This window comes from Vibrio crassostreae, assembly GCF_041439375.1.
GTDB lineage: Bacteria > Pseudomonadota > Gammaproteobacteria > Enterobacterales > Vibrionaceae > Vibrio > Vibrio crassostreae_D.
This window is the reverse complement of the sequence record NZ_JBGONY010000042.1, coordinates 1-16,218: the sequence shown is the minus strand read 5'-3', so window position 1 is coordinate 16,218 and position 16,218 is coordinate 1. Positions and strand designations below refer to the sequence as shown.

Here is a 16,218-nt window from a genome sequence, read left to right as displayed (position 1 = left end):
GCAAGCGTATTATGGCTTCAACAAGCTGATGAGTTCACAAGTTTAGTGAATTAAGTTTAAGAGAGGCTGACATGATTCAACGTATTAAATATAGATTAACAGGAGCTCCAACACCCATGGCAGGGTTAGCGCTAGCAATCGCAAGCTTAGGCTGGTGCTGGGATGGCGTTTTAGTCGCACAAGGTATTTTGCACACCCCAGGCTTAGTGCAGTGGATCAGTGCAGCTATTGCAGCGGTATTGCTTCTTGTTTTAGCTGTGAAATTTTTGATTCATGGTCATCTATTGCGTGAAGATCTTGCTCACCCTGTTGTCGGCAGTGTGGTACCAACATTTGCAATGGGGTGCATGGTGGTGTCAGCGTCTTTGGCGCCAATCTCTCAATTCTTACAAGAAGCTATGTGGTTGGCTTCTGTGGCTTTGCACGTTGTGTTTCTAATGAGCTTTTTGTACCACAGAGCTAAAAACTTTGAGATTCACCACATGGTGCCAAGCTGGTTTGTGCCACCGATCGGTATTATCGTCGCTGACGTCTCTTTCTCTGGTAATCCAGTTTTAGAGCCAGTAGCTAACGCGACTTTGGTATTCGGCTTATTGGTTTACGCAGTAATGCTACCAATCATGGTTTACCGTTTGATCTTCTCTCACGAAGTGCCAGATGCTGCAAAACCAACGATTGCGATTATGGCAGCACCGGCAAGCCTATCTTTGGCGGGTTACTTAACCGTTACTGCTAGCCCTTCACCTGTGATCATTGGTTTACTATTTGGTATTGCAGTGTTGATGACGTTCATTATCTATATGGCGTTTTTCAAACTACTTCGTCTTCCATTTAGCCCTGGTTATGCAGCGTTTACCTTCCCAATCGTGATTGGTGCAACAGCCTTGTTTAAACTGGCTGCGTGGATGCAAGCACAAGGTATTGAAGCGCATTACATCAATCAAGTGTTTGGCCTAGCGTATCTTGAATTGATTGTGGCTACGTTGGTTGTGGGTTATGTCGCTGTTCGTTACTACATGAACTACAAACCTCATCGTGTTTTAGGCGCGGTAGCGGGTAGATTGTAAGAGGCAATAGTTCAAAAGATAAACGAAGCTTAAGCTTTCGGTATTTCATAAGCTTATATTCCTCATCCAAACTCAGCACTTATGCTAATCTGGCTGTATATTGTGGCAAGATTAGCGTGAGTGCACTTTGTTTACTGTTTATCATTCCAATAAAGTTGATACTTTAAAAATCCTTCTCGTTCACTTAATCAAAAGTGACCCTTTAGCCAATCCTTTCGAAAAAGAGCAGATCTTGGTTCAGAGCCCTGGTATGTCTCAATGGCTTAAGATGGAACTCGCCAAAGAGTTTGGTGTAGCAGCAAATATCGATTTTCCTCTCCCAGCAACCTTTATTTGGGATATGTTTACCCAAGTGCTTCCTGATGTACCGAAACGCAGTGCTTTTAATAAAGAAGCGATGACGTGGAAGCTAATGAATTTGCTACCCGCGAAGCTTGACCATCCTGATTTCTTACCCCTACAGCGCTATCTTGAAAACGACGAAGATGGCTCTAAGCTGTATCAATTGGCAGAGAAAATTGCCGATATCTTCGATGGTTACTTGGTGTATCGACCTGAGTGGATGGCGATGTGGGAAGCGGGAGAACCCGTTGCAGAATTGATTGATAGTGAAGGGCAACAAGAGCACCCTTGGCAGCCAATTTTGTGGAAGGCACTCTACGAGCAAACGCTCTCTCAAGGCCAATCAAAGTATCACCGTGGCAACTTGTATCACGACTTCATTGAAGCGTTAGCTAATCAACAAGGCCAGTTACAACACCTGCCGAAACGTTTGTTTGTGTTTGGTATTTCGTCACTGCCTCCTCGCTACATGGATGCTTTGAAAGCACTTGGCGAACAGATTGATGTCCACCTGATGTTTACCAACCCTTGCCAACATTACTGGGGCGATATTCGTGACCGTAAATACTTGGCGAGAGTGGAAGCGCAGCGTCGTAAGCAGTTTGCTTTGGTTGATGGTTTACCTCAGCTAGAAGGCGAAGTCTCACCATTAAAAGATGGCATTGAAGCCAATATTGAAGACGAACTGCATACCAGCCAAGCGGTCGGTAATAGCTTACTTGCGTCTATGGGTAAACTGGGCAGAGATAACCTGTTCTTGCTGTCTCAATCAGACAGCGAAGAGCATGAGTTCTTTATTGATGTCGAGAGAGACAGCCTGCTGCATCAACTGCAAGCTGATATTCTTGAGTTAGAAGAGCACCAAGACGATCACATCTTAGACTCCAGCAACCATAAACAAGTGGTTGAGCTGGGCGATCGCTCGTTGACTGTACATGCTTGTCACAGCCCAATGCGTGAGGTTGAAGTTCTTCATGATCAGCTGTTAGCAATGTTTGACGCTGACCCGACACTAAAGCCACGCGATATCATCGTGATGGTGGCAGATATCAATGCCTACAGCCCTGCGATTCAGGCGGTATTTGGCAATGCTCCGGGTGAGCGTTACATCCCTTACTCGATCTCGGATAGAACCGCAGATCAAGAGAGCCCAATTTTGACGGCGTTCATGCAGCTAGTCGCGCTACCAAACACGCGCTGTTTAGCTTCTGAACTTCTAGAGTTATTAGAAATCCCAGCGATGATGGCACGCTTCGGTATTGATGAATTTCAATTTGAACAAGCTAAGCAGTGGGTTGAAGAAGCGGGTATCCGTTGGGGTGTCGATTCTTCTACCGCAACTGAATTTGACTTACCTGCTACTGAACAAAATACCTGGCTATTTGGTATCCAGCGAATGCTACTGGGCTATGCGATGTCGGATTCTGCAGGTTTGTTTGAAACTGAACACTCTCCAATTGCCGCTTATAACGAAGTTCAGGGCATTAACGCCGAACTTGCAGGTAAGTTAGCGCATTTTATTGACCGCATTGCTCATTACCGTCAACGCCTTGCTGAGACGCAATCTATCGACATGTGGCGTGAAACCTTGCTGCAAATGATTGATGATTTCTTTGCGGTTGAGTTAGAAGGTGAGGTGGTGCTTAAGTCGATTCGCGATGCACTTTCTCAACTGAATGAACAGCTTGATGATGCCTTGTACGAACAAGAGCTATCGCCAAGCATTATCTATCAGTACTTGAATAATAAACTGTCGGGCGCGCGTATTAGTCAGCGTTTCTTAGCGGGACAAGTTAACTTCTGTACGCTGATGCCGATGCGTTCTATTCCGTTCAAAACGGTTTGTTTGTTAGGTATGAATGATGGTGTTTACCCGCGCTCAATGCCGCCAGAAGGTTTTGATTTGATGAACGGGCGCACTCGTCCCGGAGACCGTTCTCGTCGTGATGATGACCGCTACCTATTCTTAGAAGCAATGTTGTCGGCGCAAGAATGTTTATACATCAGTTATGTCGGTCGCTCGATTCAAGATAATACTGAGCGAGTGCCGTCGGTATTGGTTTCAGAGTTGATTGAATACTGCCAGCAGAACTACTGTTTAAGTGAAGACCAAGCGCTACCAAATGATGATTCAGGCATCAAGCTGACTCAAGCGATCAGCTTTGAACACACCATGACACCATTTAGCCCAACAGCCTTTACACAAGGTGACGCAAGCCATGTATTGAGCTACGCCAAAGAGTGGCTTCCTGCGGCTAACCGTTCTGGTGAACGCAGTGGTGAATTTAATCGTGCGTTGGGCGACTATTTGCTTGGTGCGACCTATCCACTGGAATTGGATTTGGTTGAGCTGCAGCGTTTCTGGCGCTTGCCGGTGCAATACTTCTTTAATCGCCGCCTAAAAGTGGTGTTTGAACCACCGCTTCCGGTAATGGAAGACGATGAACCGTTTGTGCTGAATGGATTGGAGAGCTTCCAGCTTAAAGATGCTTTGTTGCAAGTGTTGCTTGATCACCCTGAAGGGGCGGACGAAGCGGTTAGCTTGTTTGTTTCTGAACAAAAAGCCCAAGGTCGATTACCGGTTGGCGCTTTTGGTGACATTGAATTTGAAACCAACCGCGTTCAAGCGGAAGACTTAGCTAAAGAGATTCGATTTGTAAGTGGGCAGCCACAACAAGATCTTGAGGTAAATATTGAATTTGACGTGCTAGGCGAGGGCAAACCTGTTCGTTTGATGGGGTGGCTTACTCAAAACTATCAATCAGGGTTGGTGCGTTTCCGTAGCGGCAAAATACGCTCTCAAGATTACTTGGCTGCGTGGATTGATCATCTATCCTGCGCTGTTATGGGGCACGGAAAAACGACTCATATTATTGGCTACGACAGAAAAGAGGGCGTGGTTCACCAAACGTTACAACCGATTGCTGATGCGCAGCAGGCGAAGAGCTTATTGGCTGAGTTAGTGCGATTATTTTATCAGGGCATGACTGCACCGCTGCCTTACTTCCCGAAAACGGCATTAGCTGGTGTTGAAGCGGGCTTTAGCCGTGGTAAATGGGTCGATGATGAAGAGAAGTCACTCAAGAAAATGGCCGATACCTTTAACGACAGCTTCGCCTTTACGGGCGAGGGCAGAGATACCTACATCTCACGTATTTGGCCTAAGTGGGATGATGAACTAGCTGCTGAGTCACGCATGTATTCAACGCTTGTGTTACAGGCGGCAAGGTTGGCTGCTGCCGATCTGGAAGATCAGGAGTAACTGACTGTGATCGACAAGATCAATGGCGGATGCGCTGAATTAATGAAAGACCAAAGAGAGTCGCTGGTAAGCATTTGGGATGCTTATTTTCCTGGTGAAGGGAATCAAGGTGAAGAGAAGCTAGGTACAGGAAATAAAGTGGCCGCCAGTAAATCATTATTAGTGTAGGGCGTTCGCTGTACGGCCACAGGTCAGAGGGACCATTATTCTGTGGTTCTAAGTAGGCAATGAGTATAAGACTCGAATCGCTCTCCTGAACTCGTGGGCGCATAGTAGCGAGGCGATCCGAATTGATCCGTGAGAGAGATCGCACTAACTATTAACAAATCAGCGTAGGACGTAAATTGAATGACGTTTTCCACGCTAGGTCACATTTGTAACAACATATTTATCAGAAGGCAGTAAGGCATGACGACCACAAGCAGTGTTCAGGTAATTGCTCCACAGACACTCAATACCATGACGTTTCCACTTCATGGCGCGCGTTTAATTGAAGCATCGGCGGGTACAGGTAAAACATTTACCATCGCTGGCTTGTACTTACGCTTACTGCTCGGACACGGTACGGCAGTACCACAAGGTGAGCTGACGGAAGCTACCCGACACCATGAGCCGTTAACCGTAGATCAAATCTTGGTCGTGACCTTTACCGAAGCGGCAACCGCAGAATTGCGAGATCGCATCCGTGCACGAATCCATGATGCGCGCATTGCGTTTGCTCGCGGGCAAAGTGACGACCCAGTGATTGCGCCTTTGTTGCAAGAGATCGAAGACCACGCTGGCGCAGCTAAAACTCTGCTTAACGCTGAAAGACAAATGGATGAAGCCGCGGTCTACACCATTCACGGCTTCTGTCAGCGAATGTTGACTCAAAATGCCTTCGAGTCTGGCAGCCGCTTTGATAATGAATTTGTGACCGATGAAAGTCACCTAAAAGCGCAAGTGGTTGCTGACTATTGGCGTAAGCAGTTTTACCCGCTACCTATTCAATTGGCTGGTGAGGTTCGTAACATTTGGGGTTCCCCTGCTGCGTTATTAGCGGACGTAAATCGTTATCTGACGGGCTCTCCATTGAAGCTAACCGTCGACGCGATGTCGGGTGATTTGCAAACTCTACACAATCAGAACCTAGATAAAGTGAAGCAACTTAAAGCACTGTGGTGTGAGTCTGAAGCGGATTTTTTAGCTTTGATCTCTGGTTCGGATGTGAACAAACGTAGCTACACCAAGAAGTCTCTGCCGACATGGCTAGAGGCGGTGACGGCATGGGCGCAAAGCGACACCCATGATTATCAATACCCAGATAAATTAGAGAAGTTTTCACAAGCCACGTTAATCGAGAAAACACCGAAAGGCACCGCACCGCAGCACGCCGTTTTCGAAGCGATTGAAGATTTCTTAAATAACCCTGCCGACTTGAAAGCTCCGTTATTGGCGCATGCGATTACCCATTGTCGAACTATGCTAGCCAAGGCTAAACAGCAGAAGCAGTGGTTGTCGTTTGATGACTTGCTGACCCAGTTATCCGCGTCGATAGATGTCGATGAGCAATCCTTGCTGGTGGAAAGAATTCGCACACTCTACCCGGTGGCGATGATCGATGAATTCCAAGATACCGATCCGCTGCAATACAGTATTTTTAGCCGAATCTATCTCGATAATCCGCAGTGCGGCTTGTTTATGATCGGTGACCCGAAGCAGGCGATTTATGGCTTTCGTGGCGCAGATATCTTTACCTATATCAAGGCGAGAAACCAAGTTAGTGCTCACTACACCTTAGGCACTAACTGGCGTTCGAGTGCTGATATGGTCAGTGCAGTAAACCAAGTGTTTATGAATTCAGACAGTCCGTTTATCTATGATCAAGACATTCCATTTTTGCCTGTTGCAGCCAGTCCATCGGCTGATAAGCGCCAATGGGTGATGAACGGAGAAACTCAGCACGCACTCACCTTTTGGCTACAAGAGGCTGAAGACAAGCCGTTACCAAAGGGCGAATATCACAAGGCAATGGCTGAGGCGACGGCGAGTCAAATTCAAACTATTCTGACCGCTTCTCAAAACCAGCAAGCCTATTTTGATAACGGCAAAAAACAACATGCCGTGAATGCGGGTGATATTGCTGTCTTGGTTCGAACTGGTAGTGAAGGTCGTCTGATCAAGAATGCACTCTCTGAACAAGGCATTGCAAGTGTGTATTTGTCTAACCGAGACAGTGTGTTCATTAGCTTGGTCGCACAAGATATTCAACGCCTATTGCAAGCGGTGCTGACACCAGAAAACGATCGTGCATTGCGCGCGAGTTTAGCCTCTGAGTTGTTCGCTCTGGATGCGGCTTCATTGGATGAACTCAACAATGATGAAGTGGTTTGGGAAAATGTCGTTAACGAATTTCGTGAGTATCGTAAGTTGTGGCTACAGCGTGGCGTGCTACCAATGCTGCGCAGTGTGATCAGCAAGCGACATCTCGCGGAACGCTTATTGGAAGAAGAAAATGGTGAGCGCTCACTCACCGACTTGATGCACATAGGCGAATTGCTGCAACAGGCAAGGCAAGAGCTTGATAGCGACTATGGCTTGCTGCGTTGGCTAGCAGAAGCGATTTCCGATGCTCAAAATGGTTTAGGCGGGAGTGAAGATGACATTCAGCGTCTTGAATCGGAGAGAAACTTGGTTCAAATCGTTACCATTCACAAGTCGAAAGGTTTGGAATATGACTTAGTATTCCTGCCATTTGTTGCGAGTTATCGAGAAGCGAGCGAGGGCAAATTCTACGACCATGATTCAGACACCACGGTGTTGGATATTACAGGTAGTGATAGTGCCTTAGCTCAAGCCGATAAAGAGCGACTCGCGGAAGACTTGCGTTTGATTTATGTAGCGCTGACTCGTGCGGTTTATGGCTGTTTCATTGGCATGGCACCACTGCGTAAAGGGCGTTCAACCAAAGAGCCGACCGGCGTGCATTTGAGTGCGATGGGCTATTTGGTTCAAAACGGTCAAGAGCAAGGTATTGCCGAATTGCATCAGGCTCTTGCAGCCATTGAGGGCAAGAACTCAAGTGTGCTGCTAGCCGAAACTCCAACCGCGCACGAGCAAGTGTTTGTACAGACAGAGCAAGTGAGCGAAGACTTACATGCGAACGAGCTAAAGGCTTCAATCGACAGGGCTTGGCGTATCACCAGTTACTCGGGGCTTGTAAAGCAAGGCAGTCACGGTGCGAGTCATGACGCGACCATTGAGGTATCTGGCTTTGATATTGACTCGGCTGATGAGCAGGATGAATCTGAGTTGATTGAACCTGAACGATCTATCTTTACGTTCCCACGTGGTGCTCGCCCAGGTACTTTCTTGCACACCTTGTTTGAGGAGGTTGAATTTACCGAACCAGCAACCAGTGAGCATAACACGCAAGTAATCACTCACTTATTAGAATCAGAGCAATATGAATTAGAGTGGCTACCTGTGCTTCAGCAACTGGTCGACACGGTGCTGAACACCGCGTTGGATGGCAAAAATCTAAAGCTAAGTGAGAAAGACTCGACTCAACGATTAGTCGAAATGGAGTTCTTGTTGCCTATCGAAGTGTTGGCCGCATCTGAACTGAATCAAACCATTCAATATCACGACCCGTTATCGGCTAAAGCCGGCGACCTAGGTTTCCAAACCGTGCAAGGTATGCTGAAAGGCTTCATCGATTTGGTGTTTGAGCACCAAGGTAAATACTATGTACTCGACTGGAAATCGAACCATTTAGGTGATGATGTTGCTGTCTACCATGGCGAAGCATTGAAATCAGCGATGGCCGACCACCGCTATGATCTGCAATATCAAATCTATGCATTGGCTCTGCACCGCTTTTTACGTAGTCGTGTTGCCAATTACAGCTACGAACAACATTTTGGTGGTGTTTATTACTTGTTCTTACGAGGCATGGACGGCCAATCTCAGCAAGGGATTTTCTCGGCGAAACCAACATTGGCTTTACTTGATGAAATGGATCAATTGATTGACGGTAAAGTGATAGACCGACGTTCAGCACAATTGAATGACGATGAAACTGGACAGATGGGGCTCTTATAATGACAACAACGACCACTAATACCAGCATAGAGACTGCGAACACAGCAAAGCCAGTTTCACTTATCCCTGAGCAACTTGTGGATGTACTCCAGTTTCTTGCGGACAAGGGTTCTATTCGTCAGTTGGATTATCAATTTGCTCGTTTTATTGCTCAGCAAGCGACAAGTCACCCTCAAGAGGTCGGCTTTCTCGCTGGGGTGGTGAGTCATGAATTAGGCAAGGGGCATATCTGTACTCAGCTTATACAGATACATACGGTAGACCTTGAGCAAACGGTAGATCTAGCCCAATTACTTGGGTTGTATGGTGAAACGGCACTGCAACTGAACCAGAAATTGTTAGGTATTGACTGGGCGACTGTTCTGCAATCATCTAACCTAGTTGGAACAACTAATGACTGCGTTAAGCCGCTGATGTTTGATGGACAGCGTGTCTACTTACAGCGTTATTGGAACTACGAGGTGGTACTGGCAAACACGTTAAACCGTTTAAGTAAGCCGGTAGAGTTTAATACTGAACAGAAAAAGGCGCTGACGGAAACACTCAATCAGCTCTTTGCACGTAGTTATCACTTTCTGTTTAACGCTTTAGCCAAGGCTGAAGCAAACCAACAAACGTCTCAGGTACTGCGTCAACAGCTGGTATGTGATCATCTTGATATCGTCGATGATCAATCTCTGAATTGGGGCGCAATCGATCAAGCGATCGTCCAAGCTAAGCAGGTAGCGGACTTAGGTGTTCTAGACAGTTTGGTACCGCTATCGGCATGTTTGAACTGGCAAAAAGTGGCAGCAGCAGTAGCTCTGAGTCGTCGCTTTGCGGTGATTTCTGGTGGACCGGGTACTGGTAAAACAACCACGGTAACCAAGTTATTGTCGGCGATGGTCGAGCAATCACTCAGCCAAGGTAAAACCCCAACGATTAAGCTAGTGGCACCAACGGGTAAAGCGGCGGCGCGTTTAACTGAGTCGATTGGTAAAGCGATTGAGCAACTGCCTTTAGCGCCTGAAGTAAAAGCCAACATACCAACGGAATCGAGCACTTTGCACCGATTGCTTGGTGCGATTCCTAACCGGGCTGAGTTTAGACACAACCGACGCAATCCACTTCACCTTGATATCTTGGTGGTGGATGAAGCATCGATGGTCGATCTGTCGATGATGTATAAGCTGGTGGATGCGCTTCCTGAGCATGCAAGGCTTATCTTGCTGGGGGATAAAGACCAACTCGCTTCCGTTGAAGCCGGTGCGGTGTTAGGTGATATCTGTTCATTCAACTCTGCGGGTTACAGCAGTGCACAAGGCAACTTGATTGCGGAGATGACGGGTTTTGATGCGATAGCCAATACACAGCAGGCAAAAGCGGGAGCCGTTAATTCTCCGGCGATTGCAGATAGTCTGTGTATGCTGCAGAAGAGTTACCGTTTCGATGCGCGTTCTGGTATTGGGCAGTTGGCAAAAGCAATCAATAACGGCTCTGCAAATCAAGTCGACCAAGTGTTCGGCAAAGGATTTGGCGATATTGAGAACCATCCTCTATCGAGCGACAGCTATAACTTGATGCTACGTACCTTGGTTAATGAGTATGGTGCGTATCTCAACCGAATGAATGTGCCATTGGAAGAGTTAGAGACTCAAGACGCGAGAGCCAAATCGGTACTCGATTTGTTCAGTCAATGCCGACTGTTGTGTTCTATTCGTGAAGGTGATTTTGGTGTTAAAGGCCTCAACCACCGAATTGAAAGAGCGCTTGCCGCAAGACGTTTAGTGAACCCACACAACGACGAGCTGTGGTATCACGGGCGACCTGTCATGGTGACGCGAAATGATCATGGCTTGGGATTATACAATGGTGATATTGGTATTTGTATGCTTGAGGCGGATTCAAGCCAACCTGATTCAACTCCTCGCTTGAAGGTCTATTTTGAGTTGCCCGATGGCAGCGTGAAAGCTGTGCTACCAAGCCGAGTGCCCGATCATGAAACAGCTTATGCGATGACGATACATAAATCTCAGGGTAGTGAATTTGATCTGACCTTAATGATCTTGCCGCCGGATTTCAGCCCTATTTTAACGCGAGAGCTTATCTATACCGGTATTACACGTGCCAAGAAACGACTGATGATGTTCAGCGACACAAATGTGTTGAAGCGTGGGATTAAGGTGAAAACAGAGCGAGTGAGTGGTTTAGGCAGTCGCTTAACGAATTAGTTGTTAATTACTGTTAGAAAGGACTTGAACTTAAGCTAGATAAACACAAAGCAACCATCCCTGGTTGCTTTGAACGTTATTAAGACTCTTTGCTTAAAAACGCTCGAGTAAACGATATGTGGTTTATCTTGTATTTTGCTTGGCAATTCAAAATAAACTCTTTTAGATTCTCGCTCACAGGGAACACGCAGTGTACGTCTAGCCCTTCTAAGAATTGGTTATCAGCCATATCCCAAAAACTTTGCAGCGAGTTACAAACAATGGTTCTCATATCAATGTTGCTCTTTTTGCTGTTTATATTAACGAGCAGAGCTAATGTTAGCGTGCTGACCGTCAACGGGTATAGCAATCCGTGCAGTGACCACCTCAATGCATGTGATATGACAACCGAGATGGTAATTCCAATAAAAACATTTGTTATTTTGTTAAAGCGACCAAATTCTATACAATTTTACGTGTGAGTTAAAGTGCATAGTTAATAAATCTCATATAGAAAACGATTACGTTTACAATTATTTTTATGTTGAAGTGAGATTTTGCTCCAAAACTTTATTTATACGTTAAGTGCTAGGATCTTTGAGTTACGTTGATAGTTGTATAGCCCTTGTTTTTCCATCGGTAATTCATCAACTGCTATCTCGTAAAAACCTTGTTCACGGAACCAATGAAGGCTGTGTGTCGTTAGGACAAATATTTGGTCGATATCGCGAGATTTTGATTGGTGGCGCATGTAATCCAGCAGTAATTGTCCACGATTTCCATCACGATAATCAGGATGAATTGCAACACATGCCATCTCTGCCATGTGATCTTCCGGGTAGGCGTATAGCGCTGCGCAACCAATAATTAGCCCGTCTTTTTCGATAATGGTAAATCGATGGATCTCTTGCTCTAATTGTTCTCTTGATCGGCGAACCAAGATGCCTTGTTCTTCTAAAGGGCGAATGAGATCAAAGATACCACCGATATCATCAATCTGAGCTTGTCTGACTTGCTCGGCACTCGCCATGACCACTTGCGTGCCAATACCATCAAAAGAGAACAGCTCTTGGATTAATGCGCCATCGACTTTGTAGCTGATGAGGTGACAACGAGGCACTCCGGCACGACAAGCAGAGATCGCTCCTTTCAAGAAGCGCAGTGTTCCTGTGCTCATGTCTTCGGCAGGCTTTTGAGATTCCGTTAAGCGTTCTAGAATTTGCTTGGCGTCTTTAGGGAAGAGTTCGGCGAGTACAGTGCCGCTTTCATCTGTTACCCCTTGTTCGGAGCAAAAACCAATCAGTTTGTCGGCTTTTAAACGAATCGCAACTTGGGTGGCGACTTCTTCAGAAAGCAGATTAAAGCTTTCGCCTGTCACGGAACTAGCGATAGGGCCCAGCAGTACGATGGATCCTTGGTCGAGTGTGCGATTTATTCCTTCGATATCGATTCGACGAATACGCCCGCTGTGGCAATAATCCGTACCGTCATCCACACCTAGCGGCTGAGCCGTAATGAAGTTACCACTCATCACATTGAGTTGAGTACCTGCCATCGGAGTGTTGTTCAAACTCATCGAAAGGCGCGCGGTGATAGCAAGTTGCAGCTGTCCAGCAGCTTGCATTGCTACACCCAGAGAATATTCATCAGTGACCCTAATGTTCTTATGATAAGGCGTATGGCAATCTTGTTTTGCTAGCAGTTGGTTGATCTGTGGCCTTGCCCCGTGAACGAGAACAATCTTCACGCCAAGGCTGTGGAGTAGGGCAATGTCGCTAATAATGTTACCAAAGTTTCTATCGGCAACAGCTTCGCCTCCCAGCATAATGACCATGGTTTTGCCACGGTGAGCATTCACGTAAGGGGTTGATTGTCTGAAACCTTTTACTAGCGCTGTACTTCTTAATTTCACAGAACAAGTCCATTTGCGTTTATTTATTCGTTAATTTAGCATTTAAATTCAAATCTAAACAACACCTTTTTGGAATAAAGCGCAAACTATTCTTATGTAGGCTTCAATATATAAACTGTCTCAGTGTAGAATGCGCATAGCATCCTTATGAGTCGTAAACGAATGCAGCAAGCTCCAGCTACAAAGAACAAGATCGATGAGATCACTAAAGGCCTCTATAGTGAAGCAGATCAGCGCAATCAATCTAAGTTGAAGCGTAAGATCATTGAGCGCTGCTTAATGGTTTTAGCCTTGGTGGGTTCATTTGCTGTGGTTTCTTTATTTGGTGATGTGCTTTCCCGAGTGCAAGATGCGGCGACGTCTGATCATCTAATATATGGCACTTGGATAGAGCAGGATGTTGCACATTATGCGACAGATGAGTTTGTACTGAATGCTAATGGTGTGTCAGTTCGTGGATCTGTTGTTTCGACGACCTTTGATTTTGACGGTAACTACTTTGAATACAAGGCGGGTGATAAAACCTATCGCTTCCGCATGACCAACTCTGACAATACAGAAATGGTGCTCGATTCTGACAGTCATTACAATCCCATCTTCCGTCTTAAAGGTCACATCGATAACTCCGTCCGATAGGTTATCTTATTGTAAACTCTTACAATCTACGATTGTGTTATCTGACTGTTTTTGTCATCCTCGATGCATAGAATTTTTAGGATGACTCTTGTGATTAAAAAATGGCTTCCCCTAGTCGCGGCCTCTTTGTTATTTGGCTGTGCCCAACCCACTGATCTTGCTCAACAACACCTTGATGACGAATTTCCTCGTACCTTGAATAAGGTCGATCAGGTTGAATCCAATAAACCAAGAGACTATACCGCATTTGCAGAACAAGCTGAGATGGTGGTTTCTAAATCCCCTTCAATGGCTAAAATCTATGAGCCGCTTTATCAACAACTCAATGAGTGGGCGATGCTGAGTGGAGATCCAAGCGAGCTCGCTAATTTTGGCGTTCAAACTGCTCAACTAGGTGGTGGTGATAAACAAGGCAATGTTTTGTTTACGGGCTACTTTTCTCCTGTTATGGAACTGCGCCACGAAGCGAATGAAGAATACCGTTACCCAGTTTACGGGCTTCCTGAGTGTGGAAAAGAGTGTCCAACACGCGAAGAGATTTACAACGGCGCATTAGAAGGTCAAGGCCTTGAGTTAGGTTACTCAGCAAACCGTATAGACCCATTTATGATGGAAGTGCAGGGCAGTGGGTTCGTGCACTTCGGTGATGATGATACGCTGCAGTATTTCGCTTACGCAGGTAAGAACAATAAAGCTTATGTGAGCATTGGCCGTGTTTTGATTGAGCGAGGCTTAGTTCCACGCGAAAAAATGTCACTAAAAGCAATCAAAGAGTGGGTGTTGGCAAACGATCCTGAAGTGGTCAAAGAGTTGCTTGAGCAAAATCCATCTTTCGTGTTTTTTGAAGCGAGAGACGACTTGTCAGTAATGGGCAGTGCTGGGATTCCGCTATTGCCAATGGCTGCAGTAGCAGGCGATCGCTCTATCTTGCCTATGGGAACTCCAATTTTGGCTGAGGTTCCTTTATTGAATGCGGATGGTACTTGGAGCGGTGCGCACCAATTAAGATTGTTATTGGTTTTGGATACGGGCGGCGCGGTTAAGCAGAACCATTTGGATCTCTACCATGGTATGGGGCCGCGAGCAGGCACTGAAGCGGGTCACTACAAGCATTTTGGTCGCGTGTGGAAGCTCGGCTTAGATGGCAGCGCAACCGAAGCGCCTTGGGCTTTGCCTCCTGAAAAGGTTGAGTAAGCGACAATAAAATAGGGCATTGAAAGCGAATCGCTAATCCCCTAGACTTTTTATTCAAGAGTGCGTATAAAACGCACTCTTTTCTTTTTCTCAGAAATAAATTGGCGGCAACAATGCGTGAATTGACCACTCCAGCTTCAGAAAACTATGACCAACGATTTGGTGGCACTCGTCGTCTGTATGGCAATAGTGAAGTCGACATACTTAGAGCTGCACACGTGTGTGTTATCGGTATTGGCGGTGTAGGTTCATGGGCTGTTGAAGCACTTGCTCGTACTGGTTTAGGTGAGCTTACTTTGATCGATATGGATGATGTGTGTGTGACTAACATCAACCGTCAAATTCATGCAATGTCGGGCACGGTTGGTAAGAGCAAAATCGAAGTGATGGCTGAGCGTGTTAAGCTGATTAACCCTGAGTGTAAAGTTAACCTGATTGACGATTTCATCGGTCCTGATAATCAGGCGGAATACTTATCGAAAGAGTTCGATTTTGTGTTGGATGCGATCGATAGCATGAAAGCTAAAGCTTCGTTGTTGGCGTATTGCCGCAGTAACAAAATCAAAGTAATCACCATTGGTGGTGCGGGGGGGCAAATCGACCCAACGCAAATCAAAGTGGCCGATTTGACCAAGACGATTCAAGATCCGCTAGCGAAGAAGCTAAAAGATACCCTTCGTCGTCATCATAATTTCCCTAAGAATCCAGCGCGTAAGTTTGGTATCGATTGTGTGTTCTCGACTGAACAGCTGAAATACCCTCAAGCTGACGGCAGTGTATGTGCTGCGAAAGCAACAGCTGAAGGTCCAAAGCGCATGGATTGTGCTACGGGCTTTGGTGCGGCAACCGTAGTAACGGCGACTTTTGGTTTTGTGGCTGTTTCGCGTATTGTAGAAAAGCTGATTCAAAAGCACGCTAAGTAACGTCTTCTATTCAATTAATAATCGACTGGATATTAAAATGACCACATTCCCAAGCTCTCCATTCGGCACTGAAATTACCAGTGATGATATCGTCGCGAAGATGCAGACATTCAGCGGCTGGGAAGACCGTTATCGCCAAGTCATTCAATGGGGTAAGAAACTGCCAACTATGCCTGATGAACTGAAAAGTGAACAGGTGATTGTCTCTGGCTGTGAAAGCCAAGTGTGGTTGGTTTCTCAGAATATCGATGGTGTTTGGCACTTTTGTGCTGATTCTGATGCTCGTATCGTGCGCGGTCTGATTGCATTAGTGATGGCTGCGTATGACGGCAAAACATCAGAGCAGATTCAAGCGTTCGATATTGACGGCTACTTTGAAAAAATCGGTCTAATCACACACCTAAGCCCATCTCGCGGTAATGGATTAAAAGCGATCGTTGAGCAAATCAAGAACCTCGCTAAATCGTAATTGTCTCCACACATTTTTATCGTAGTGCTTTAGAGAGATTCCAGATACTTCGTTCCTTAGTTCTGGAATGACGATTTCTAACTGTATTTCGTCATATATGGACCCACCCAGTTTGCAAGTAATTTTACACGTTTGGTAATA

General features: G+C 46.0%; 11 protein-coding genes. 9 read left to right on the top strand and 2 right to left on the bottom strand.

Annotation, left to right across the window (positions count from 1 at the left end):
• The first annotated feature begins 116 nt into the window (after positions 1–116).
• The 5 genes from ACED45_RS16520 (at position 117) to recD (ending at position 10,964) form a co-directional block, all read left to right on the top strand.
• Positions 117–1,067 carry a TDT family transporter gene (locus ACED45_RS16520; RefSeq protein ID WP_170960774.1) on the top strand — a complete coding sequence of 317 codons (951 nt, stop codon included), beginning with the start codon at positions 117–119 and terminating at the stop codon, positions 1,065–1,067.
• A gap of 127 nt (positions 1,068–1,194) precedes the next feature.
• Positions 1,195–4,671, top strand: a complete 3,477-nt coding sequence (gene recC, locus ACED45_RS16515; protein ID WP_371714497.1) for an exodeoxyribonuclease V subunit gamma — start codon at positions 1,195–1,197, stop codon at positions 4,669–4,671.
• A 6-nt stretch (positions 4,672–4,677) separates the two neighbouring features.
• Positions 4,678–4,839, top strand: coding sequence for a hypothetical protein (locus tag ACED45_RS16510; protein ID WP_371714496.1), 162 nt, complete (start codon positions 4,678–4,680; stop codon positions 4,837–4,839).
• Between the two features lie 240 nt (positions 4,840–5,079).
• A complete protein-coding gene (gene recB, locus ACED45_RS16505; protein ID WP_371714495.1) occupies positions 5,080–8,754 on the top strand; it encodes an exodeoxyribonuclease V subunit beta in 3,675 nt (1,224 codons plus the stop codon).
• A complete protein-coding gene (recD, locus tag ACED45_RS16500; RefSeq protein ID WP_371714494.1) occupies positions 8,754–10,964 on the top strand; it encodes an exodeoxyribonuclease V subunit alpha in 2,211 nt (736 codons plus the stop codon). The genes recB and recD overlap by 1 nt, the downstream gene beginning before the upstream one ends.
• A gap of 79 nt (positions 10,965–11,043) precedes the next feature.
• Here recD and ACED45_RS16495 read toward each other — a convergent pair whose 3' ends face one another.
• Together ACED45_RS16495 and argA are read right to left on the bottom strand one after the other, a co-directional pair.
• Positions 11,044–11,235, bottom strand: coding sequence for a hypothetical protein (locus tag ACED45_RS16495; protein ID WP_004735192.1), 192 nt, complete (start codon positions 11,233–11,235; stop codon positions 11,044–11,046).
• 282 nt (positions 11,236–11,517) lie between these two features.
• The gene (gene argA / locus ACED45_RS16490) at positions 11,518–12,855 is read right to left on the bottom strand and encodes an amino-acid N-acetyltransferase (protein WP_146491375.1); all 1,338 of its coding nucleotides are present in this window, start codon (positions 12,853–12,855) and stop codon (positions 11,518–11,520) included.
• 162 nt (positions 12,856–13,017) lie between these two features.
• Between argA and ACED45_RS16485 the strand changes: the two genes are divergently transcribed.
• From ACED45_RS16485 to csdE, 4 genes are all read left to right on the top strand, one after another.
• A complete protein-coding gene (locus ACED45_RS16485) occupies positions 13,018–13,491 on the top strand; it encodes a DUF2850 domain-containing protein (protein ID WP_371714508.1) in 474 nt (157 codons plus the stop codon).
• An 81-nt stretch (positions 13,492–13,572) separates the two neighbouring features.
• Positions 13,573–14,685: a murein transglycosylase A gene (gene mltA / locus ACED45_RS16480; RefSeq protein ID WP_017059898.1), complete on the top strand. Its 1,113-nt coding sequence runs from the start codon at positions 13,573–13,575 to the stop codon at positions 14,683–14,685.
• Between the two features lie 113 nt (positions 14,686–14,798).
• On the top strand, positions 14,799–15,608 hold the full coding sequence (tcdA, locus tag ACED45_RS16475; RefSeq protein WP_371714493.1) for a tRNA cyclic N6-threonylcarbamoyladenosine(37) synthase TcdA: 810 nt from the start codon (positions 14,799–14,801) through the stop codon (positions 15,606–15,608).
• A 37-nt stretch (positions 15,609–15,645) separates the two neighbouring features.
• On the top strand, positions 15,646–16,077 hold the full coding sequence (gene csdE, locus ACED45_RS16470) for a cysteine desulfurase sulfur acceptor subunit CsdE (protein ID WP_371714492.1): 432 nt from the start codon (positions 15,646–15,648) through the stop codon (positions 16,075–16,077).
• Positions 16,078–16,218: the final 141 nt, after the last annotated feature.